Source organism: Methylobacterium organophilum (assembly GCF_022533465.1).
Classification (GTDB): Bacteria; Pseudomonadota; Alphaproteobacteria; order Rhizobiales; family Beijerinckiaceae; genus Methylobacterium; species Methylobacterium organophilum.
The window spans coordinates 2808481-2828596 of sequence record NZ_CP092848.1 but is presented as its reverse complement, the minus strand read 5'-3'; the positions used below and the strand labels follow the sequence as shown (position 1 = coordinate 2828596).

General features: G+C 69.7%; 20 protein-coding genes and 3 tRNA genes. 11 read left to right on the top strand and 12 right to left on the bottom strand.

Going from position 1 to position 20116, the window contains the following annotated elements:
- Positions 1-17: 17 nt before the first annotated feature.
- The 6 genes from nuoF to MMB17_RS13095 are packed head-to-tail and all read right to left on the bottom strand — an operon-like array spanning position 18 to position 5482.
- Complete coding sequence (gene nuoF / locus MMB17_RS13120; protein WP_238312190.1) at positions 18-1319, bottom strand: NADH-quinone oxidoreductase subunit NuoF; 1302 nt, start codon at positions 1317-1319, stop codon at positions 18-20.
- Between the two features lie 10 nt (positions 1320-1329).
- The gene (nuoE, locus tag MMB17_RS13115) at positions 1330-2598 is read right to left on the bottom strand and encodes an NADH-quinone oxidoreductase subunit NuoE (RefSeq protein ID WP_241099056.1); all 1269 of its coding nucleotides are present in this window, start codon (positions 2596-2598) and stop codon (positions 1330-1332) included.
- A gap of 18 nt (positions 2599-2616) precedes the next feature.
- Positions 2617-3807, bottom strand: coding sequence for an NADH-quinone oxidoreductase subunit D (locus MMB17_RS13110; protein ID WP_238312193.1), 1191 nt, complete (start codon positions 3805-3807; stop codon positions 2617-2619).
- 11 nt (positions 3808-3818) lie between these two features.
- Positions 3819-4481 (bottom strand): NADH-quinone oxidoreductase subunit C, encoded by a 663-nt coding sequence (locus tag MMB17_RS13105; protein ID WP_241099055.1) that lies wholly within the window; start codon positions 4479-4481, stop codon positions 3819-3821.
- Positions 4482-4485: 4 nt separating this feature from the next.
- Positions 4486-5073, bottom strand: coding sequence for a NuoB/complex I 20 kDa subunit family protein (locus MMB17_RS13100; protein WP_241099054.1), 588 nt, complete (start codon positions 5071-5073; stop codon positions 4486-4488).
- 43 nt (positions 5074-5116) lie between these two features.
- The gene (locus MMB17_RS13095; protein WP_238312199.1) at positions 5117-5482 is read right to left on the bottom strand and encodes an NADH-quinone oxidoreductase subunit A; all 366 of its coding nucleotides are present in this window, start codon (positions 5480-5482) and stop codon (positions 5117-5119) included.
- Positions 5483-5798: 316 nt separating this feature from the next.
- Here MMB17_RS13095 and MMB17_RS13090 point away from each other — a divergent pair.
- From MMB17_RS13090 to MMB17_RS13065, 6 genes are all read left to right on the top strand, one after another.
- Positions 5799-5875, top strand: a tRNA-Asp gene (locus tag MMB17_RS13090).
- 104 nt (positions 5876-5979) lie between these two features.
- A tRNA-Asp gene (locus MMB17_RS13085) sits at positions 5980-6056 on the top strand.
- 131 nt (positions 6057-6187) lie between these two features.
- Entirely contained in the window at positions 6188-6496 is a 309-nt protein-coding gene (locus tag MMB17_RS13080) for a hypothetical protein (RefSeq protein WP_241099053.1), read from the top strand.
- A gap of 104 nt (positions 6497-6600) precedes the next feature.
- Positions 6601-6816, top strand: a complete 216-nt coding sequence (locus tag MMB17_RS13075; RefSeq protein ID WP_238312202.1) for a hypothetical protein — start codon at positions 6601-6603, stop codon at positions 6814-6816.
- A gap of 142 nt (positions 6817-6958) precedes the next feature.
- A complete protein-coding gene (locus MMB17_RS13070; protein WP_241099052.1) occupies positions 6959-7459 on the top strand; it encodes a CAP domain-containing protein in 501 nt (166 codons plus the stop codon).
- Positions 7460-7658: 199 nt separating this feature from the next.
- Positions 7659-8846, top strand: a complete 1188-nt coding sequence (locus MMB17_RS13065) for an FAD-binding protein (protein WP_241099051.1) — start codon at positions 7659-7661, stop codon at positions 8844-8846.
- 60 nt (positions 8847-8906) lie between these two features.
- Here MMB17_RS13065 and MMB17_RS13060 read toward each other — a convergent pair whose 3' ends face one another.
- Positions 8907-10334 carry a methyl-accepting chemotaxis protein gene (locus tag MMB17_RS13060; RefSeq protein WP_241099050.1) on the bottom strand — a complete coding sequence of 476 codons (1428 nt, stop codon included), beginning with the start codon at positions 10332-10334 and terminating at the stop codon, positions 8907-8909.
- A gap of 368 nt (positions 10335-10702) precedes the next feature.
- Here MMB17_RS13060 and glcF point away from each other — a divergent pair, with 368 nt between their 5' ends.
- From glcF to MMB17_RS13045, 3 genes are all read left to right on the top strand, one after another.
- Positions 10703-12046 carry a glycolate oxidase subunit GlcF gene (glcF, locus tag MMB17_RS13055; protein ID WP_241099049.1) on the top strand — a complete coding sequence of 448 codons (1344 nt, stop codon included), beginning with the start codon at positions 10703-10705 and terminating at the stop codon, positions 12044-12046.
- A gap of 53 nt (positions 12047-12099) precedes the next feature.
- A tRNA-Gly gene (locus MMB17_RS13050) sits at positions 12100-12173 on the top strand.
- Between the two features lie 180 nt (positions 12174-12353).
- A complete protein-coding gene (locus tag MMB17_RS13045) occupies positions 12354-13250 on the top strand; it encodes a class I SAM-dependent methyltransferase (RefSeq protein ID WP_241099048.1) in 897 nt (298 codons plus the stop codon).
- A gap of 18 nt (positions 13251-13268) precedes the next feature.
- Here the strand turns inward: MMB17_RS13045 and moaA are convergent, their stop codons facing one another.
- Complete coding sequence (gene moaA / locus MMB17_RS13040; RefSeq protein WP_241099047.1) at positions 13269-14309, bottom strand: GTP 3',8-cyclase MoaA; 1041 nt, start codon at positions 14307-14309, stop codon at positions 13269-13271.
- Positions 14310-14492: 183 nt separating this feature from the next.
- Here moaA and MMB17_RS13035 point away from each other — a divergent pair, with 183 nt between their 5' ends.
- A complete protein-coding gene (locus tag MMB17_RS13035; RefSeq protein WP_238312215.1) occupies positions 14493-14927 on the top strand; it encodes a gamma-butyrobetaine hydroxylase family protein in 435 nt (144 codons plus the stop codon).
- Between the two features lie 70 nt (positions 14928-14997).
- On the opposite strand, the gene MMB17_RS13030 is transcribed toward MMB17_RS13035, so the two are convergent.
- From MMB17_RS13030 to nadA, 4 genes are all read right to left on the bottom strand, one after another.
- A complete protein-coding gene (locus MMB17_RS13030; RefSeq protein WP_238312217.1) occupies positions 14998-15660 on the bottom strand; it encodes a L,D-transpeptidase in 663 nt (220 codons plus the stop codon).
- Between the two features lie 271 nt (positions 15661-15931).
- Entirely contained in the window at positions 15932-16792 is an 861-nt protein-coding gene (gene nadC, locus MMB17_RS13025; protein ID WP_241099046.1) for a carboxylating nicotinate-nucleotide diphosphorylase, read from the bottom strand.
- Positions 16785-18326, bottom strand: a complete 1542-nt coding sequence (locus MMB17_RS13020) for an L-aspartate oxidase (protein ID WP_241099045.1) — start codon at positions 18324-18326, stop codon at positions 16785-16787. The genes nadC and MMB17_RS13020 overlap by 8 nt, the downstream gene beginning before the upstream one ends.
- Positions 18326-19369, bottom strand: a complete 1044-nt coding sequence (nadA, locus tag MMB17_RS13015) for a quinolinate synthase NadA (RefSeq protein ID WP_238312223.1) — start codon at positions 19367-19369, stop codon at positions 18326-18328. Before nadA ends, MMB17_RS13020 begins: the two co-directional genes overlap by 1 nt.
- 391 nt (positions 19370-19760) lie before the next feature.
- Between nadA and MMB17_RS13010 the strand changes: the two genes are divergently transcribed.
- Complete coding sequence (locus tag MMB17_RS13010) at positions 19761-20114, top strand: pilus assembly protein (RefSeq protein WP_241099044.1); 354 nt, start codon at positions 19761-19763, stop codon at positions 20112-20114.
- Positions 20115-20116: the final 2 nt, after the last annotated feature.

The window sequence follows — 20116 nt, the reverse complement described above, 5'->3', positions numbered from 1 at the left end:
GAGCTGCGGCACGGCGATCACTCCGCCGCCATCGGCACCGCATCGGAATGCGGGTTGGCGCTGTAGCGGTCGATGCGCTTCTCGATCTCGGGGCGGAAATGCCGGATCAGGCCCTGGATCGGCCAGGCCGCGGCGTCGCCGAGGGCGCAGATCGTGTGACCCTCGACCTGCTTGGTGACCTCGAGCAGCATGTCGATCTCGCGCTTCTGGGCACGGCCCTCGGCCATGCGGGTGAGCACGCGCCACATCCAGCCGGTGCCCTCGCGGCAGGGGGTGCACTGCCCGCAGCTCTCGTGCTTGTAGAAGTACGAGATGCGCGCGATCGCCGAGACGATGTCGGTCGACTTGTCGAGGACGATCACCGCCGCGGTGCCCAGGCCCGAGCCGAGATTGCGCAGGGTGTCGAAATCCATCTTGGCGTCGATGATCTGCTCGGCCGGCACCAGCGGCACCGAGGAGCCGCCGGGGATCGAGCAGAGCAGGTTGTCCCAGCCGCCGCGCATGCCGCCGCAATGCTTGTCGATCAGCTCGCGAAAGGTGATGCCGAGCTCTTCCTCGACGTTGCAGGGCTTGTTGACGTGGCCCGACACGCAGAACAGCTTCGTGCCGGTGTTGTTCTTGCCGCCGAGGCCCGCGAACCAGGCGCCGCCCCGGCGCAGGATGGTGCCGGCCACCGCGATCGACTCGACGTTGTTCACCGTCGTGGGGCAGCCGTAGAGGCCCATATTGGCCGGGAACGGCGGCTTCAGCCGCGGCATCCCCTTCTTGCCCTCGAGGCTCTCGATGAGCGCCGTCTCCTCGCCGCAGATATAGGCGCCGGCGCCGTGATGGACGTAGATGTCGAAGGGATAGTCGTGGACGTTGGACTGGCCGACGAGCCGGGCCGCATAGGCCTCGTCCACCGCCCGCTGCAGAGCGAATTTTTCCGCCACGTACTCGCCGCGGATGTAGATGTAGCAGGCATGCGCGCCCATGGCGAAGCAGGCCAGCATGCAACCCTCGATCAGGAGATGCGGGTCGTGCCGCATGATCTCCCGGTCCTTGCAGGTGCCCGGCTCCGACTCGTCGGCATTGACGACGAGGTAATGCGGGCGCCCGTCGGACTTCTTGGGCATGAAGGACCATTTCAGGCCCGTGGGGAAGCCAGCGCCGCCGCGGCCGCGCAGGCCCGAAGCCTTCATCTCGTCGATGATCCAGTCCCGGCCCATGTCGAGCAGGAACTTGGTGCCGTCCCAGGCGCCGCGCTTCTTCGCGGCGTCGAGATCCGGCGAATGCAGGCCGTAGAGGTTGGTGAAGATGCGATCCTGATCGGAGAGCATGCCGTCCTCCTCAACCCCTGGTGCCGGCGAGGCCGCGGGCCTGGCCGACCCAATCCTCGCGGTCGATCCGCCCCGGGAACGCCAGATAGGCGCCGACCCAGGCGACCTCCTGCGGGGACCAGGCGGCGACCTGATCATAATGCCAGATGCCGAGATCGTTGAGCCGGCGCTGGTTCACCGGGCCGATCCCCTTGATCTTGGTCAGGTCGTCCGGCCGGTCGTCCCGGGCGGCGGTGAGGCCCTGCGGGCGGGTGCCGGCGGCGTCGGCACGGGCCTCCGGGTTCTCGAACTCGGGCACGGCGTTGTCCGCGCCGCTGGCGACGGGCTGGGCCGGCGGCTCGGTGCGCAGCACCTTGTCCTCGGCGACCGCGCGCTCCTCCTCGGCGATCTCCGCCTTCGGAGCTTCGCCCGCCGGAGCGGCATGGGCCTGCGAGGTCTTGGGCTCGGCGGCATCCGCCTCGTCCGAGGGCTTCACCGGCGTCTCGCCGGAGGCGGCGCGCTGAGCCGGGGCGTCGACCTTGCCCTGCTCGGTCGGCCGTCCGGCCGAGGGATGCGCGGGCTTGGCCTCGGTGGCCGCGCGCTGCTCGGTGGAGGCCGCCTCGTCGGAGGTCTCCTTGGCCTTGTCGGCCTCCTCGAAGCGCTTGCGCCAGGCGCCGATCCGGGAGCCGTCGAACAGACCCGGATCGGTCAGCGTGTTGACGGCGCCCATCGGCTCGGACGCCTTGCGGCCGTTCTGCGGGCCGATCTTGACGGGGCGGCCCGCGGCGAGGTCGTCGAGGAGCGCGTTCAGGCTCTCCGGCGTCAGGTCCTCGTAGTAGTCTTGGTTGATCTGCACCATCGGCGCGTTACAGCAGGCGCCGAGGCACTCGACCTCGATCCAGGAGAAATTGCCGTCGGCGGAGACATGGCCGGGGGGGCCCAGCCGCTCGTGCAGCGCCTTCTTCAGCCCCTTCGCGCCGCAAACGTCGCAGGGGACGGTGCCGCAGAGCTGGATCCAGAACCGGCCGACCGGCTCGAGGGCGAACATCGTGTAGAAGGTCGCCACCTCCAGCACGCGGATATGCGGCATGCCGAGCTGGTCGGCGACCGCCTCGATCGCCTTCTGCGGCAGCCAGCCGCCATTCTGCTCCTGCGCCTTCCACAGGAGGGAGATCACCGCCGAGGCCTGACGCCCCTCGGGATATTTCTCGATCTGGCCGCGGGCCCACTCGGCGTTCTCGGGCGTGAACGCGAAGCTGGTCGGCTGCTCGGCGGCAGGTGCAAGTCTGCGGTTCGCCATGACGTCCGACTCGTCTCCTCAGCGGTCCACTTCGCCGAACACGATGTCGAGCGTGCCGAGCACGCAGGACACGTCGGCGAGCAGGTGGCCGCGGCACATCCAGTCCATCGCCTGTAGATGGGCGAAGCCGGGCGCGCGGATCTTGCAGCGATAGGGTTTGTTGGTGCCGTCCGAGACCAGGTAGACGCCGAACTCGCCCTTGGGGGCCTCGACCGCGGCGTAGACATCGCCGGCGGGCACGTGGAAGCCCTCGGTGTAGAGCTTGAAGTGGTGGATGAGCGCTTCCATCGAGCGCTTCATCTCCCGGCGCGGCGGCGGTGCGAACTTTCCGTCCGTCGAGGCGATCGGCCCCTGGCCGGCGGGCTCGCGCAGCTTGGCCACGCATTGCTTCATGATGCGCACGGACTGGCGCATCTCTTCCATCCGGATCACCTGGCGATCGTAGGTGTCGCCGTTCTTTCCGACGGGGACGTCGAACTCCATCTCCTCGTAGGCCTCGTAGGGCTGCGCCTTGCGCAGGTCCCACGGGATGCCGGAGCCGCGCACCATCACGCCCGAGAAGCCCCAGGCGAGGGCCTCGTCCTGCGTGACGATGCCGATATCGACGTTGCGCTGCTTGAAGATGCGGTTGGCCATGACGAGGTCGTCGAGGTCGTCCACCACCTTCAGGAAGGGGTCGCAGAAGGCCTCGATGTCGTCGATCAGCGCGGGCGGCAGGTCCTGGTGGACGCCGCCGGGGCGGAAGTAATTGGCGTGGAGGCGGGCGCCGGAGGCCCGCTCGTAGAAGATCATCAGCTTCTCGCGCTCCTCGAAGCCCCAGAGGGGCGGCGTGAGCGCGCCGACATCCATCGCCTGCGTCGTCACGTTGAGGAGGTGGGACAGGAGCCGCCCGATCTCGCAGAACAGCGTGCGGATCAGCTGCGCCCGCCGCGGCACCGGGATGCCGGCAAGCCGCTCGACCGCGAGGCAGAAGGCATGCTCCTGGTTCATCGGCGCGACATAGTCGAGCCGATCGAAATACGGCGTGGCCTGCAGATAGGTCTTGTGCTCGATCAGCTTCTCGGTGCCGCGATGGAGCAGCCCGATATGCGGGTCGACCCGCTCCACCACCTCGCCGTCGAGCTCCAGAACGAGACGGAGCACGCCATGCGCCGCCGGGTGCTGCGGCCCGAAATTGATCGAGAAGTTGCGGATGTTGTGTTCGGACATGCCCGCAGCCTTCAGCTCGACTTCTTCTCGTCCCCCGGAAGCACGTAATCCGTGCCTTCCCACGGGGAGAGGAAGTCGAAGTTCCGGAATTCCTGGGTGAGCTTCACCGGCTCGTAGACGACGCGCGCCGCGTCCTGGTCGTAGCGAACCTCGACGAAGCCGGTGAGCGGGAAGTCCTTGCGGAGCGGGTGCCCCTCGAACCCGTAATCGGTGAGCATCCGGCGCAGATCCGGATGGCCCGAGAACAGGATCCCGTAGAGGTCGTAGGTCTCGCGCTCGAACCAGTTGGCGGCGGGAAAGACCGAGATCACGGAGGGGACCGGGGTGTTCTCGTCCGTCTGCACCTTCACCCGGATGCGCAGGTTATGGCGCAGGGAGAGCAGGTGATAGACGACGTCGAAGCGCCGCTCGCGCTCGGGATAATCGACCCCGCAGATGTCGATGAAGCTGCGGAAGGCGCAGGCCGGGTCGTCGCGCAGATAGGTGAGCGCGTAGACGATGTCGGAGCCTTGGATGCCCAGGGTCAGCTCGCCATAGGCGACCTTCCACTCGGTCACGGCCGGGCCGAGGGCGCCGGCGATGCGCTCGCCGAGCGCCTTGAGGGCTTCGTCGCCCTGCGGCACCGCGATGGTGGAGCGCAGGGTGATGCCGTTGGTGGTGATGGCGTCGGTCATGCGCTCACCGCTCGATCGTGCCGGTGCGGCGGATCTTCCGCTGGAGCAGGAGCACGCCGTAGAGCAGCGCCTCCGCGGTCGGCGGGCAGCCGGGCACGTAGATGTCCACCGGGACGACCCGGTCGCAGCCGCGCACCACCGAATAGGAGTAGTGGTAGTAGCCGCCGCCATTGGCGCAGGAGCCCATGGAGATGACGTAGCGCGGCTCCGGCATCTGGTCGTAGACCTTGCGGAGGGCCGGGGCCATCTTGTTGGTCAGCGTCCCGGCCACGATCATCACGTCCGACTGGCGGGGCGAGCCGCGGGGGGCGAAGCCGAAGCGCTCGCAATCGTAGCGGGGCATCGACATCTGCATCATCTCGACGGCGCAGCAGGCGAGACCGAAGGTCATCCACATCAGCGAGCCGGTGCGGGCCCAGTTGATGAGATCGTCCGTCGTCGTCAGCAGGAAGCCGCGGTCGGCGAGCTCGCTGTTGATCGACAGGAAGGTCGGATCGTTCGCCCCGACCGGAAGACCGGTGGCGGGATCGAGGATGCCCTTCGGCTTGGGGGCGACCTCGGGCGTCCGGGAAAGCGCGGTGTTCAGAGCCATCCGAGCCTCGGTGAATAATGAATTATGGCGGATAACACGACCGTCAGTCCCATTCGAGAGCGCCTTTTCGCCACTCGTAGACGAAGCCGACGGTGAGCACGCCGAGGAAGACCATCATCGACCAGAAACCGAACCAGCCGAGCTCCCCGAAGGTGATGGCCCAGGGGAACAGGAAGGCCACTTCGAGGTCGAAGATGATGAACAGGATCGCGACGAGGTAGAATCGCACGTCGAATTTCATGCGCGCGTCATCGAACGCGTTGAAGCCGCATTCGTAGGCCGACAACTTCTCCGGATCGGGACTGTTGTAGGCCACCAGGAAGGGGGCGACGAGGAGCGCAACGGCGATGAACAGCGAGACGCCGATGAAGACGATCAGGGGAAGGTAATCCGCCAGCAGGCCTGTCATCGCGACACCTCTTCGGCTCCCTGTGCTCTGGCCCGGTTGTCCGGTGGAGTTGGAATTTATCCAATGCCAGGCTGCGTTGGCGGGAGGCTTAGACGAGCGGTCCGGGTGAAACAAGGGCATTGCGCGTCGCACAAATGGCTTCTTGTCACTGCCGAGCCGTCGCGGACCGCGCGGCGCCGGATCGGCGAATTCGGGCGGCCGGGGGCCGGGATGAAGCCTCGCCGTCGCCCGTGCGGCGACTCGACTCGGAAACGCCTTGACAGGTCGGGGCGGCGCTCATACACCGCCGGCCGTCGCCCAGAAGGCGTCACGCCACGCGGGCGTAGCTCAGTTGGTTAGAGTGCCGGCCTGTCACGCCGGAGGTCGCGGGTTCGAGCCCCGTCGCCCGCGCCACGTTCCTTGTACAATCCATCGTCGATGCCGCGAGCCCGACTCGCCGCGACGCTACTGTACCATACGGAACCATCCGGCGGGACATTGCAGGGGACATACGCCACGCGGGCGTAGCTCAGTTGGTTAGAGTGCCGGCCTGTCACGCCGGAGGTCGCGGGTTCGAGCCCCGTCGCCCGCGCCACGCATACCACGCATTCCCCAGCACCATACGGCCACGCTTGTTGCGGCGCGTCAGATCGCGCCTTCGGCTCTGTGAACCTCCCCGGCGCGCGCGGTGTTGGACCTCCATCGTCTCCAGATGGACCCTGTCGCATGCGAATTCCGATTCTCGCCGGCCTGACCAGCCTCGCGCTGCTCGTCTCGGGCGGCGCCATTGCCCAGACCAGCACCACCGGCGGCCCCACGGGCAGCAACCTCAGCAATCCCAGCCGTGCCGGCGGCGCGGGACCGCAACCCCTGAATTCCGCCGGATCGACCACGGGCTCGGTCGACCCCGGAGCCGCGCCGGCCGGCGCGCCGGCAATCGGCTCGACGCCGGGCACCAATATCGGTGGCACCCCGACCAGCGGTCCGCCCGGCACCGGGGGCGCCGCGGGCGGCCCCTCCCTCGGCGGGCGGTAGCACCGAGAGAGACCCTGACACGGCCGGGCCGGCAGCGCTCCTGCGCCGCCGGCCCGATTCCTGCGATGCCGCGCGATCGGGAACGGGAGAAGGATGGAGGCGGGATGGCGGGCTTCTTCTTTCTCTATTTCACGGCCTGTGCCGCGAATGCGCCGGATACCTGCGAGTCGCGGCGCCTCCCCCTCGACGTCCCCGATGCGCGCGCCTGCCTGCACGTGGCCCAACCCCAACTCGCCCGCTGGGTCGGAGAGCACCCGCGCTATCGCATCACCCGCTGGCGCTGCGGCGCCCCACCGAAGGAGGACGGGACGCGCATCTGACCCGAAGGCGGCGTGACCGGGGGGCCACAGGGCACCTTCTCGCACGGGCGCGGCCGCCGAGGGTGCCCGTCATCGCCTCGCTTTCGCCTCAAGCGCCCGGAATGCGGGAGTCGGATCTCACCTCTGGCTCAGCCTCCGGCCCATGTCGCGCCCCTCTTCCGTCCGTCCCGCCCTGCTCGCGGCGGCGACGCTGCTCCTGGCGGCTGTCCTCTCCGGCTGCGGCATGGGCTCCTCGGTGCTCGAAGCCGACCTGCCGGTGAGCCCCGTTATCCTCGACGAGGGCGCGGCCGCAGCGGCGATCTCCCGCTACCGGGCGCAGTACGGGCTCGGTCCCGTGGTGATCGATTCCAGCTTGATCCGGGCCGCCTCGTTCCAGGCCGGTGCCAATGCCCGGGCGGGGCGCCTCAGCCACGATCGCTTCGAGAGCCGCATGGCCGGCATCGGCCTCGGCCGCAGCTACGCCGCGGAGAATCTGAGCGCGGGTTCGGAGACCTTCGACCAAGTCTTCGCCCGCTGGAAGGCTTCGCCGGAGCACAACCGCAACATGCTGATCCCACAGCTGCGCCGGGTCGGCATCGCCCGGGTGGATGCGCCCGGCACCCGCTACAAGCGCTTCTGGGCGCTGGTGATGGCCGGCAATTGAGGGCCGTCGCCGGGTGCCTCCCGGCCCCGGCGACACTTTATCGCCGCCTCTCCCCGGCGACGCTTGCGCCGCCAAAGCAAAATGGTTTTGAAACGCTCTGAACTCGCGGTTGCGATCGCGGGAACCGCGGACCGGTCTCCGGGCCGGTCCGGTGATCGAGAACAAGGATGATGCCGCAACGGCATCCAGGGCGGAAACGATGACGAGCTACGCGCCGGCGAGCGAACAGGAGGCGGCTGCCCTGGTGGCGGAGGCGGCGGGCCGGGCGGAGCGGCTCCGCCTCGTCGGCGGCGGTACCAAGGCCGCCATCGGCCGGCCGGCCCAGGACGAGGCGACCCTGTCGGCGGCCGGCCTGACCGGCGTGACCCTCTACGAGCCGGCGGAGCTGGTCGTCTCGGCCCGGGCGGGCACGCCGCTCGCCGAGATCCAGAGCCTCCTCGCCGAACGCGGCCAGATGCTGCCCTTCGAGCCCATGGATCATCGGGTGCTGCTGGCGAGCACGGGCGTGCCGAGCTTCGGCGCGGTGGCCGCCGTCAACAATTCCGGCCCCCGCCGCATCAATGCCGGCGCCGCCCGCGACAGCCTGATCGGCGTGCGCTTCGTCAACGGGCGTGGGGAGGCGATCAAGTCCGGCGGCCGGGTGATGAAGAACGTCACCGGCCTCGATCTCGTGAAGCTCATGGCCGGCGCCTGGGGCACCCTCGGTCTTCTCACCGAGGTGACCTTCAAGGTGCTGCCCGTACAGGAGCGGGTGGCCACCCTGGTCTTCTCCGGCCTCGACGACGCCCGCGCGGTCGAGGCCCTGGCCACCGCCCTGGGTTCGCCCTTCGAGCTCACCGGCGCCGCCCATCTCCCGGCCGGAATCGGCGCCGGGGAGGCCCGGACCTGCCTGCGCTTGGAAGGCTTCTCGACCTCGATCGACTACCGCCTCGGCGAGCTGCGCCGCTTACTCAAGCGCTACGGCACGGCCGATACGCTGGAAGGCGAGGCAGGCGCGGCCCTCTGGCAGGGCATCCGCGACGTGGCGCCGCTCGCCGAGCCGCGCGACGCGGCGGTCTGGCGCATCTCCACCGCGCCGACGCGGGGACCAGCCGTGACGGCGGCCATCGCCGCGCGGCGGGCGGCCCGCTGGTTCTACGATTGGGGCGGCGGGCTGATCTGGCTCGCCACCGATGCCGCGGGCGATGCCGGGGCCGAGATCGTGCGGGCCGCCGTGAAGGCGCAGGGCGGCCACGCCACGCTGATCCGCGCCCCGGACGCAATTCGCGCCGCCGTACCGGTGTTCGAGCCGCAGCCCGAGCCGCTGATGCGCCTGACCGCCGGCATCAAGGCCGCGCACGATCCGGCGGGCATCTTCAACCCGGGCCGGATGTATGCCGGGATCTGAGGATCCCTCTGCCGGCAGACCGGCGGGCTGGACCCCGGCCTCTGCGTAGGCCCCGCCGCGCTAGGCTGACGGCGCGGACAGCGCCCGCATCGCCGTCTCCAGCTCCTCGCTCTGCGCGCGAAGCAACGCCGAGCTGTCTCCCAGGGAATGGGACGAGGCCACCGCTTCCGTCGTCGTCGCCTGCAGGGCGTCGAGCTGGCTCACGGCCTCGGCGATCGTCCTCCTGGCGCGGGAGACGCGCTCCGCCACGCCCGACGAGACCTCCTCGTAGGCGCCGCTGATGCGGCCGATATCGGAGGAAGCCCCCTGAACGGTCTCGATCTCGCCTCTCACGCGGTTCAGGGAGGCCGTCGCCTCCGCCGCGGCACGCCCCAGGCGGCCGACCTGATCGGCGATCTCGGCGGTCGCCTGGGTGACCTGGGCGGACAAGTCCTTGACCTCGGCGGCGACGACCGAGAAGCCCCGCCCGGCCTCGCCGGCTCGCGCGGCCTCGATGGTCGCATTGAGCGCCAGCAGGTTCGTCTGGCCGGCGATCACGCCGATCAGATCGCCGATATGGCCGACATCCCGGATTTTTCCCTGCAGATCCGTGAAGGTCGTCACGGCTTCGGCGAGCGCGGCCACCGTCGTGCTCGAGATGGCGTCGATCCTCTCCGCGTGGCCCCGCGCCTCGTGGGACAGCGTGACGAGCTGCTGCATGAGCGCCGTGGTGCCCTCGATCTCCTGCGAGGCCTCGGTGCTGGCCCGGTCGACATCGGCACGGCGCGCATCGACGTTCTGCGCCACGCTCAGCACCGTCCGGGATCCGATCTCGACGCTCGCCGTCGTCTCGGCGAGCCGGGCAGCGATGCTCCCCAGGGCCTGCATCAGCCCCTCGGACCGCGCCCGCTGATCATGCTCCACCAGGGTGATGGCCAGCCGCTCCGCGACATAGGCCATCAGTTCCAGAAGCTCGTCATCGAGTCGGGCGGGCTCGTGGGAGAAGAATTCGAGGACGATCTCGACTCGGCCCTCGACGATGACGGGGAAGGCGAAGCAGCCTCGCACCCCGTTGGCCTTGGCCGTCGCGGCGCGGAGGAAACCCGGCAGCACGGTCACATCCTCGCAGGAGACGGGTTTGCCGTCGGCGGCCACACGGCCGATCATGCCCTCGCCGGGGGCGAAGACGGCTCGTTCCGAGGCCGCGACGAAAGATTCCGCCGCCTGGCTGCCCTGGCCCGCCGCCAGGAACCAGACACCCATCGAGGTCATCCGCTCGTCGCCGTTGGGCTGCCGCCGATAGGCGTGGGCGATCGGCCAACCCGTGAAGCGCGCGACCGCCTCCAGGGATGCCCGGGTCGCCTCCGCGAGGCTCGGCGCCTGGGCGCAGTTGCGGGAGACCCCGTTGAGCAGGGCGAGGACGGAGGTCAGATCCCGGGTGATCGTCCGCGGCGGGGCAGGCTTGGCTACCCGTGCCTTGCCGGTCCTGAGCCACCTGATCCTGCTCATGATCTCCGCCCCGCGGGCCCCCTGACGACCCGAGGCCTCCGTGGAAACGGCACGCACGAGCGGCAAACTCTTCGTCTCTCTTCAAGAAGCGCCCATTCTATGCATCGGCTCTGTTGAAAAAAGATTTCGGAACTCGTCCGATTTCAACAGAAGTACGAGAAATTCTGCACAAATTTCAACTCGGACGCGCAGATATCCGCCAGATGGGTGCCCAAATCCTGGGCCCATATCGGCGCGGCGGGCGCGGTGCACCGGAGATGGCGGGGGGAGACGATGTCGCAGCCCGCGGGCGCGCTGCATTTCCTTGAAACCGGTCTAAAAGAGGCGGTACCGGCGACGCCACGCCCCAGAAACGCGACGAGACAAGCGTGCAAACCAATTTCAATCCCGCCCAGCTCGCCGATCCGGCCATGGCGGCTTCGGAAAAGATCCTGCGGACCTGCGTGCATTGCGGCTTCTGCACCGCGACCTGCCCCACCTACCTGCTGCTCGGCGACGAGCTCGATTCCCCCCGCGGCCGCATCTACCTGATCAAGGACATGCTCGAGGGCGGCAAGGCGGCGAGCGCCGAGGTGGTGAAGCATGTCGACCGCTGTCTCTCCTGCCTGTCCTGCATGACGACCTGCCCCTCGGGGGTGCATTACATGCATCTCGTCGACCATGCCCGCACGCATATCGAGAAGACCTATCGGCGCCCCCTCAGCGACCGGCTGATGCGCAGCGTGCTGGCCTTCGTCCTGCCCTATCCGAACCGCTTCCGGCTGGCGCTGCGCGGTGCCCGGATCGGCGCTCCCTTCCGGCCACTCCTCGCCAAGCTCCCGCGGGTCGGCAACCGGCTCTCGGCCATGCTCGACCTCGCCCCCGCCGCCCTGCCGGGCCGCAACCCGACCGACCGGCCGGGCGTCTTTCCGGCTGCAACCGCCGGGAACCGGCGCGGCCGCGTGGCGCTGCTGCGGGGCTGTGCCCAGAGCGTGCTGCGGCCGGACTTCAACGAGGCGGCGATCCGGCTCCTCACCCGCCACGGGGTCGAGGTGGTGCAGCCCAAGGGCGAGGGCTGCTGCGGCGCCCTCACCCACCACATGGGCAAGGAGGAGTCCGCCCACGCCCATGCCAAGCGCACGATCGACGCCTGGATCGCGGAGGCCGATGCCAACGGGCTCGACGCCATCCTCGTCACCGCCTCGGGCTGCGGCACGACCATCAAGGATTACGGCTTCATGTTCCGGGACGATCCGGCCTATGCCGAGAAGGCCCGGCGGGTCTCGACCCTGGCCAAGGACGTGACGGAATATGTCGCCACTCTCGGCCTGATGCCCGCCGTGGTCGAGGCGGATCTCACCGTCGCCTACCATTCCGCCTGCTCGATGCAGCACGGCCAGGGCATCCGCACCGAGCCGAAGGCGCTGCTCAAGGCGGCGGGCTTCACCGTGAAGGACGTGCCGGAGGGCCATATCTGCTGCGGCTCGGCCGGGACCTACAACATCCTCCAGCCGGAGATCGCCGGGCGCCTGCGGGCCCGCAAGGTCGCCAATATCGAGCGGATGCGCCCCGACGTGATCGCGACGGGCAATATCGGCTGCGCCACGCAGATCGGGAAGGGCACCGCCATCCCGATCCTGCACACCGTCGAGTTGCTCGACTGGGCGACCGGGGGCCCGAAGCCGGCGGCGCTGGCGGCCCTCGCACCGTCGTCACTCCAGGCGGCGGAATGAGACGCGCACATCGCCTTCTCAAACCGCCTGGCCCGTGATATCCGGCCCCTCGCGCGGGTGTAGCTCAATGGTAGAGCAGCAGCCTTCCAAGCTGAATACGTGGGTTCGATTCCCATCACCCGCTCCAGAGCGCCTTCCCGGCTCTGGCCGTCCGATCCTGCGGACGCTATGAGGCGAAAGCCGAAGGCTCATCGCTCCCGCTCCCCCATGCCGCGCGGATCCTCGATCCGCCGCATATCCCCGTGAGGCGCGAAAGCGTTCGCGCGTGAGGAAACATGGCCTCCCGGCGGGAGGCCGGGGGAGATCCATGAGCCGTTCCCTGTCGCTCGACGAGTTCCTGGCGCAGCGCGCGAAGGACCGGCGTCTCGCTCGCCTGACCCACGACGTCGTCCTTCCGGTGGCCACGGGCCTGGAATTCGGAGCGGCGGAGAATCCGGTCGCCCTGCCCGACGGCATCACCGTCGAGTACGTGGACTACGCCAAGGACGCGTGCAGCGACCGGCCGGGGGCGGTGGCCGTGGATTACGCCTGGACGGGCAGCGGCTCGCTCCAGGCCGTCGTCGGCCGCAGCGGCTACGATTTCGCCATCGCCGCGCAGGTCGCGCAATACGTTCCCAACCTGCTCGGCTGGTTCCGCGGCATCTACGAGGTCCTGCGGCCGGGCGGGGTCCTCAATCTCTCGCTGCCGGACCGGCGCTTCATGTTCGATCTGAAGCGGCATCCGAGCACCCTCGGCGAGGGCGTCGAGGCGCTGCTGCTCGATCTCGACCGGCCGAGCCCCAGGCAGATCTTCGACCACACCTACGGCACGGTCGCCCTCGATCCGACCCGCGTCTGGCGGGAGGACACCGATCCGGCCGCGCTGCCGCCCTTGAGCGGCGGCCATGCCCTAGCGCTGGCGCACAAACATGCCCGGGAGACCTTTTCGGCGGAGGGCCGCTACGTCACCTGCCATTGCTGGGTGTTCACGCCGTTCTCGTTCCTCGATCTGATCGAGGGCGCGAGCCGGCTCGGACTCTTCCCGTTCGTCGTGAGCCAGTTCTCCGCCACGGAGCCGGGCTCGTTCGAGTTCTACGTTTGCGTCCGGCGGGACGCGGAGGAGGATCCCGAGGCGCTGCTCCGGATGCAGCTCGGCGCGATCGCCTATGTGCGCGACATCGCCCGGCAGCATCAGCGCGTCGCCCGCCGCCTGGCGAGCGATTAGGCCCGACCGCCCCGGCTCTCAGCCGCCGGTGACGCTCATGTGGCGGGGCACGGCGGCGGGGCGGGCCCGCTCGATGACGAAGTCGTGCCCCTTGGGCTTGCGGGCGATCGCATCGATCACCGCCTGGGTCACGAGAGCGTCGTCGGGGGAGGCGCGCAGGGCCGCGCGCAGGTCGGCGGCGTCCTCCTGGCCGAGGCACATGTAGAGCTTGCCGGTGCAGGTCAGGCGCACCCGGTTGCAGCTCTCGCAGAAATTGTGGGTCAGCGGCGTGATGAAGCCGAGCCGGCCGCCGGTCTCCTCCACGCGCACGTAGCGGGCGGGGCCGCCGGTGCGGTCGGGCAGCGGCGTCAGGGTGTAGCGGCTCGCGAGGCGCTCGCGGGCCACGGAGAGCGGCAGGAACTGGTCCGTGCGGTCGCCCTCGATCTCGCCGAGCGGCATCACCTCGATCAGGGTCATGTCCATGTCGAGGCCGTGCGCCCAGGCGATCATGTCCGCGATCTCGTGCTCGTTGACGCCCTTCAGGGCCACGGCATTGATCTTCACCTTGATGCCGGCCCGGCGCGCCGCCTCGATGCCGGCGAGCACCGTGGATAGGTCGCCGCGCCGGGTGATCGCCCGGAACTTGTCCGCGTCGAGGGTGTCCAGCGACACGTTGACCCGCCGCACGCCGAGTTCGGCGAGCTCGGGGGCGAAGCGGGCGAGCTGCGAGCCGTTGGTGGTGAGGGTCAGCTCGTCGAGGGCCCCGCTCGTCAGGTGCCGCGAGAGGCGCCGGAACAGATGCATGATGTCCCGCCGCACCAGCGGCTCGCCGCCGGTGATGCGCAGCTTGCGCACGCCGCGGTCGATGAAGACGCCGCAGAGCCGGTCGAGCTCTTCCAGCGTCAGCAGGTCCCGCTTGGGCAGGAACTGCATGTCCTCGGCCATGCAATAGGCGCAGCGGAAATCGCAGCGGTCCGTCACCGAGATGCGCAGATAGGTGATGGCGCGCTGGAACGGGTCGATCAGCGGCGCCGGGCGCGTGGCCGGTGCAGCGGGACCGTCGTTGCGGGGACCCCACATGGGCTGCTCGTCACGCTCTGCGGATACCGAAGGAAGGGGTTTGTCGGCTGACAGATCCAACATCACCCCCCATATGAGGACTCTGGTATTTCAGGGCAAGCGCAGGGCGCGGGGATCCGATCATCGCTCCCCGCAGGGTTGTACCCACGCGATGCACAAGCCCCCCGATTCTAAGGTGTGACGATGAGCGAGCGCTGGCCGACCGAGATCCGCCTGCTAGGGGACAAGCGCATCCTGCGCGTCGCCTTCGAGGACGGGGGCCGCTTCGATCTGCCGGCGGAGTATCTGCGCGTGTCGAGCCCCTCGGCGGAGGTGCAGGGCCATTCCCCCGCCGAGCGCCGGGTGATCGGGGGCAAGCGCGACGTGGCGATTCTCGCGGTCGAGCCCATCGGCAACTACGCCGTGAAACTCGCCTTCGACGACATGCACGACACCGGCATCTATGGCTGGGAGTATCTGTACGATCTCGGCCGCGAGTACCGGAATCGCTGGGCGGATTACCTGCGCGAGCTCGAAGCCCTGGGCCTCGATCGGGATCGCGCCGCGAGCGCCCCGGTGAAGGGCGGCCATTCTCACGGCGGCGGCGGGTGCGGCAGCGGAAGCTGCGGCTGCCACTGAGAAGCAGGCTCCAACGACAAAGGGCCGGTGCGCTGCACCGGCCCTGCTCATGTCGCGGCGCTCGGCAGCGTCAGCGCTGCACGATCACCCGGGTGCCGACCTTCACGCGGGTGTAGAGGTCGCTCACGTCCTCGTTGGTCATGCGGATGCAGCCCGAGGAGACGGCGGTGCCGATCGTCTCCGGCTCGTTGGAGCCGTGGATGCGGTACATGGTGCCGCCGAGATACATGGCGCGGGCGCCGAGCGGGTTCTCGATGCCGCCCTTCATGTAGCGGGGCAGGTCCGGGCGGCGGCGCAGCATCTCCGCCGGCGGGCGCCAATCCGGCCACTCGCGCTTCATGGTGATGGTCTGCGTGCCGCCCCAGGTGAAGCCCGGACGACCGACGCCGACGCCGTAGCGCACGGCGGTGCCGTCGCCGTTGACGAGGTAGAGGCGACGCTCGGCGGTGGAGACCACGATCGTGCCCGCGCCGTAGGGACCGCTATAGGGGATGGTCTCGCGGGCGATCGCCGTCGCCTGCGGCACGGCCGCGGCGGCCGGCGCGGTCTGCTGCAGCGGATCGGCCGGCAGCGCCGCATTCGCCGTGGGCTCGGTGGCCTGCGGACGCACGCGAACCGTCAGCACCTCGGTGAGAGGCTGCCGGGTGAGCGGATCGATCTCGTAGGCATGGGCGGGAGCCGCCAGCGCCGCGGCGCAGGCGATCCCGGAAAGGGCGATGACAAGACGGCGCATCGAAGCCTCTGAGGCGGGCGGGCTGTGGATACTGGGTGGAAAACCAGCGCACGATGCCGTGGCAGTTCTCGCCAAGAGGTAAACTCCGCCGCCGTAAAGCCAAGCTTATTCCGCGCTGCGAAGCAGGTTCGCCCGACTTCGTGACCGTGTGGCAACACTGTGGCAGCGCCGCCGTAACTTGAAGGATTCCAGCCTTCTGCGCAGCCCTCACGGGAACGTTTGTTTTACCCGTCTCCAAGGCCGGAGCCTGCGCGCCTTCCCGCGCGACGCGTCAGGCGGCGTCGAGGCCGAGATCGATGATCGGCGCGCTGTGGGTGATCCAGCCGACCGAGATCAGGTCCACGCCCGAGGCGGCGACCGGGCCGACCGTCTCCAGGTTGATGCGCCCCGAAGCCTCGGCGATGGCGCGGCCGTCGATCATCCGGACCGCCTCGCGCAGGGTCTCCGGGCTCATATTGTCGAGGAGCACGGCATCGGCGCCCACGGAGAGGGCCTGTTCGAGCTGAGAGAGGGTGTCGACCTCCACCTCGATCTTCACGAGGTGGCCCGCGTTGCGGCGCGCCCGCTCGATCGCCGGTACGATGCCGCCGGCCACGGCGATGTGGTTGTCCTTGATGAGCACGGCGTCGTCGAGGCCGAAGCGGTGGTTCGAGCCGCCCCCCGCCCGCACCGCATGCTTCTCCAGGGCGCGCAGGCCCGGCGTGGTCTTGCGGGTGCACACGATCCGGGCATGGCCGTGGGGCCGGGCTGCCTCGACCAGGGAGGCGGTGGCGGTGGCGACCCCGGAGAGCCGGCAGAGCAGGTTCAGGGCGACGCGCTCGGCGGTAAGGATGGCCCGGGCGGGACCGGACAGGCGCAGCACCACGTCGCCGGAGGCGATGCGGGCGCCCTCGCCCCGCTCCACCTCGACCGAGACCGCGGGATCGATCAGCGCGAAGGCGATCAGGGCCGCATCCGTGCCGGCGATGACGCCGTTCTGGCGGGCGGCGATGACGCCGTCGAGCCGGGCGGAGGCGGGCACGATGGCGTCGGTGGTCACGTCGCCGGCCCGGCCGAGATCCTCCAGCAGCGCGGCCCGCACCAGAGGCTCGACCAGCAGGCGCGGCAGCGGGCTCAAGGGTTCGTCAGGCATCGGCGCGCTCGCGGATCGTTTGCTCCGCGCCGGTGCCGGCGAGGATCGCGGACAGGGTCGTCTCCGAGTGGCGCGGCGGCGCCTGTTCGGGATGGTCGGCCCGCCAATGGGCGCCGCGGCTCTCGCGGCGCTCACGGGCGCAGGCGGCGATCATCAGGCCGGTGAGGGCGGCCTCGCAGCCGGAAGCGGCGAGCTCCGAGAGCCGGGCGACCGCCCCTTCGAGGCCCTCCGCCTCGCGCACCACGCCGACATGGCGCTCCATGAGGGCGCGGACCTCCGCCAGGGCCGAGACGGGGGCCGCGGCCGAAGCCGAGGCGGGCCGCATCGGCGGAGCGCCGAGGGCGAGCGCGCTGCCCTCGATCGACTCGGCGATCCAGCGGCCGAAGGCCAGGGCTTCGAGGAGGGAGTTGCTGGCGAGCCGGTTGGCGCCGTGCAGGCCCGTGGAGGAGACCTCGCCGCAGGCCCAGAGGCCCGGCACGCTGGTGCGCCCGGCCGCATCCACCTTCACGCCGCCCATGTGGTAATGCGCCGCCGGCCGCACCGGGATCGGCTGCGTCGCCGGGTCGATGCCGGCCTCGGCGCAGAGCCCCGCCACGGTGGGGAAGCGCCCCGGCATGCGCCGGCCGAGATCGCCGGTCGCGTCGAGGAAGACCTGGGCGCCCCGGGCCTGGGCCTGGAAGATCGCCCGGGCGACCACATCGCGGGGCGCGAGATCGCCGCCGGCGATGCCCGCCATCACCCGCTCGCCGTGCTGGTCGATCAGGGCGGCGCCCTCGCCGCGCAGGGCCTCGGTGGCGAGCGGCATGGGATCCGCCCCGGCCGCGATGGCGGTCGGGTGGAACTGCACGAATTCGAGGTCCCGCAGCACCGCACCGGCCCGCGCCGCGATGAGCAGGCCGCGCCCGAGGGCGCCGCGGGGATTGGTGGTCGAGGCGTAGAGCGCGCCGACGCCGCCGGTGGCGAGCACCACCGCCGCGGCGGGCAGCCGGAAGGTGGCACCGTCACGGGCGCAGACGAGGCCGCGGACCCGACCCTCGCCGTCCTGCATCAGGGCGCGGGCCTCGGCTTCCAGCACCTCGATGGAGGGGCAGGCGCGCGCCGCGGCGGCCAGGGCTTCGAGCACCATGCGGCCGGTGGAATCGCCCTTCGCCCGCACGATGCGGCGGCGGCTATGAGCAGCCTCCAGCCCCAGGGCCAGGGCGCCGTCCGCCTCCCGGTCGAAGCCGGTGCGCAGGCCGACCAGCCATTCGACGAGGCGCGGCCCCGCCTCGGCCACGGCCAGCGCGATATCCGGCTCGCTGAGGCCCGCCCCGGCGGCGAGCGTGTCGTCGGCATGCAGGGCCGGCGCGTCGTCGGCGCCGATCGCGGCAGCGATGCCGCCCTGGGCCCAGCCCGTGGCGGTGCCGAGCCCGAGGGGCGCGGCGGTGACGAGGGTGACCGGGCGGGGGGCGAGGCGCAGGGCCACGCTGAGGCCGGCCACGCCCGCGCCGACCACGATCACGCGGTCGGCCGGGCTGCGCGGAAGGACACTCATCAGGCGTTCGCGACCTTGGTGACCACGGGGGTCGGCTTCACGGCGAGCATGCGCTCCACCGCCTGCCGGGCACGGTCCGCGAGCGCGGGCTCGACGGTGATCTCGTGGCTCATCGTCTCCAGCGCCCGGCGGATGTTCCTGAGCGACATCCGCTTCATATGCGGGCACAGGTTGCAGGGCTTGATGAATTCGATGTCCGGGTTCGCCACGGCGATGTTGTCCGCCATCGAGCATTCCGTCACCAGCACCACCTGCGCGGGGCGCTTCGCGGTGACGTAGTTCATCATCATCGCCGTCGAACCGGAGAAGTCCGAGGCCTCGACCACCTCCGGCGGGCATTCCGGATGTGCGATCACGGTGATGCCGGGATAGCTGTCGCGCACCTCGGCGATGTCGGCCGGGGTGAAGCGCTCGTGCACCTCGCAATGGCCGGCCCAGGTCAGGATCTCCACCTCGGGCACGAGCTGCTGGACGTTGCGGGCCAGGAATTCGTCCGGGATCATCAGTACCCGCGGCACGCCGAGGGAGCGCACCACGTCGACGGCATTGCCGGAGGTGCAGCACAGGTCCGATTCGGCCTTCACCGCGGCGGAGGTGTTGACGTAGGTCACCACCGGCACGCCGGGATACTTCGCCCGCAGCGCCCGCACATCCGCCGGCGTGATCGAATCGGCGAGCGAGCAGCCGGCGCCCATGTCGGGGATCAGCACCGTCTTCTCGGGGTTCAGGAGCTTGGCGGTCTCGGCCATGAAGTGCACGCCGGCGAGCACGATCACGTCCGCGTCCACGTTCACCGCCTCGCGGGCGAGCGCTAGGCTGTCGCCGACGATGTCCGAAACCGTGTGGAAGATCTCCGGCGCCTGGTAGTTATGGGCCAGGATCACGGCGTTCCGCTCCCGCTTCAGCCGCAGGATCGCCTCCACGTCCGGCGCGAGGGCGGGCCACTCGATAGCCGGAACGTGCCGGCTGACGCGATCGTAGATGTCGGCGAGCGGGAAGCCCTCGGCGCGGTCCACCGGGCGGGCGAGAGAGGAAAGAGCCATCGGCACCTGCCTTTATGCTCACTTTGAGCATTGTGCCGACTAAAGTAGGCGTGGCTCCGGTCGTTGTCCAGATATGCTGAGACTGAGCATATCAGTTTTGCGACGCAAATCGCCGCTGCGGTGCAGCATGGCGGAATCGGGCCTTGACCCGCGCGCCCAGCTTCCAAAAGCGGAAAACTGATTACAATTACAGATTGTGAACACTCGAACCGAGTTAACCGGTTCGATCCCGCCGCGCCGTCAAATGAAGGCCTCCGTTCCTTCACCCGCGGCGACCACGATGACGACCGCTCTTCAGAGATCGCGCAGGATTTTCGCGAACATCCGAAGGATCGACTGCCTGTCCTGCAGCAGGGGCGCCTCCGCGATCGAATTCGCGCTGATCCTGCCCGTGCTCCTGTTGATTGTGATGAACATCTTCACCTGCGCCATCTATCTCGGCGCGGCCCACAACCTGCGTCAGCTTGCGGCGGAAGCGGCCCGCGCCTCGATTGCCGGCATCAACGACGCCGAGCGCACGGCCCTCGCCCTCCAGAGCGTGAAGGCCGGCCTCGCCTCCGGCTCGCTGATCCGCCCCGGCAGCATCGACACCGCCATCGCCGACGATCCCGCCGACCCGCAACTCTATCGGGTTACGCTGACCTTCGACGCGCGCAGCCTCGGCCTCGCTTCGGTGCCGGGAATCGCCCTGGTCGCGCCCGCCGTCCTCACAAGCTCCTTCAGCGTGCGCCGTGGGGGGCTGTGACC

Coding starts and splice junctions, on each gene's coding strand:
- nuoF (WP_238312190.1), bottom strand. CDS start 1,319: ATGCTCTCCGATCAGGATCGCATCTTCACCAACCTCTACGGCCTGCAT.
- nuoE (WP_241099056.1), bottom strand. CDS start 2,598: ATGGCGAACCGCAGACTTGCACCTGCCGCCGAGCAGCCGACCAGCTTC.
- MMB17_RS13110 (WP_238312193.1), bottom strand. CDS start 3,807: ATGTCCGAACACAACATCCGCAACTTCTCGATCAATTTCGGGCCGCAG.
- MMB17_RS13105 (WP_241099055.1), bottom strand. CDS start 4,481: ATGACCGACGCCATCACCACCAACGGCATCACCCTGCGCTCCACCATC.
- MMB17_RS13100 (WP_241099054.1), bottom strand. CDS start 5,073: ATGGCTCTGAACACCGCGCTTTCCCGGACGCCCGAGGTCGCCCCCAAG.
- MMB17_RS13095 (WP_238312199.1), bottom strand. CDS start 5,482: ATGACAGGCCTGCTGGCGGATTACCTTCCCCTGATCGTCTTCATCGGC.
- MMB17_RS13080 (WP_241099053.1), top strand. CDS start 6,188: ATGCGAATTCCGATTCTCGCCGGCCTGACCAGCCTCGCGCTGCTCGTC.
- MMB17_RS13075 (WP_238312202.1), top strand. CDS start 6,601: ATGGCGGGCTTCTTCTTTCTCTATTTCACGGCCTGTGCCGCGAATGCG.
- MMB17_RS13070 (WP_241099052.1), top strand. CDS start 6,959: ATGTCGCGCCCCTCTTCCGTCCGTCCCGCCCTGCTCGCGGCGGCGACG.
- MMB17_RS13065 (WP_241099051.1), top strand. CDS start 7,659: ATGACGAGCTACGCGCCGGCGAGCGAACAGGAGGCGGCTGCCCTGGTG.
- MMB17_RS13060 (WP_241099050.1), bottom strand. CDS start 10,334: ATGAGCAGGATCAGGTGGCTCAGGACCGGCAAGGCACGGGTAGCCAAG.
- MMB17_RS13045 (WP_241099048.1), top strand. CDS start 12,354: ATGAGCCGTTCCCTGTCGCTCGACGAGTTCCTGGCGCAGCGCGCGAAG.
- moaA (WP_241099047.1), bottom strand. CDS start 14,309: ATGTGGGGTCCCCGCAACGACGGTCCCGCTGCACCGGCCACGCGCCCG.
- MMB17_RS13035 (WP_238312215.1), top strand. CDS start 14,493: ATGAGCGAGCGCTGGCCGACCGAGATCCGCCTGCTAGGGGACAAGCGC.
- MMB17_RS13030 (WP_238312217.1), bottom strand. CDS start 15,660: ATGCGCCGTCTTGTCATCGCCCTTTCCGGGATCGCCTGCGCCGCGGCG.
- nadC (WP_241099046.1), bottom strand. CDS start 16,792: ATGCCTGACGAACCCTTGAGCCCGCTGCCGCGCCTGCTGGTCGAGCCT.
- MMB17_RS13020 (WP_241099045.1), bottom strand. CDS start 18,326: ATGAGTGTCCTTCCGCGCAGCCCGGCCGACCGCGTGATCGTGGTCGGC.
- nadA (WP_238312223.1), bottom strand. CDS start 19,369: ATGGCTCTTTCCTCTCTCGCCCGCCCGGTGGACCGCGCCGAGGGCTTC.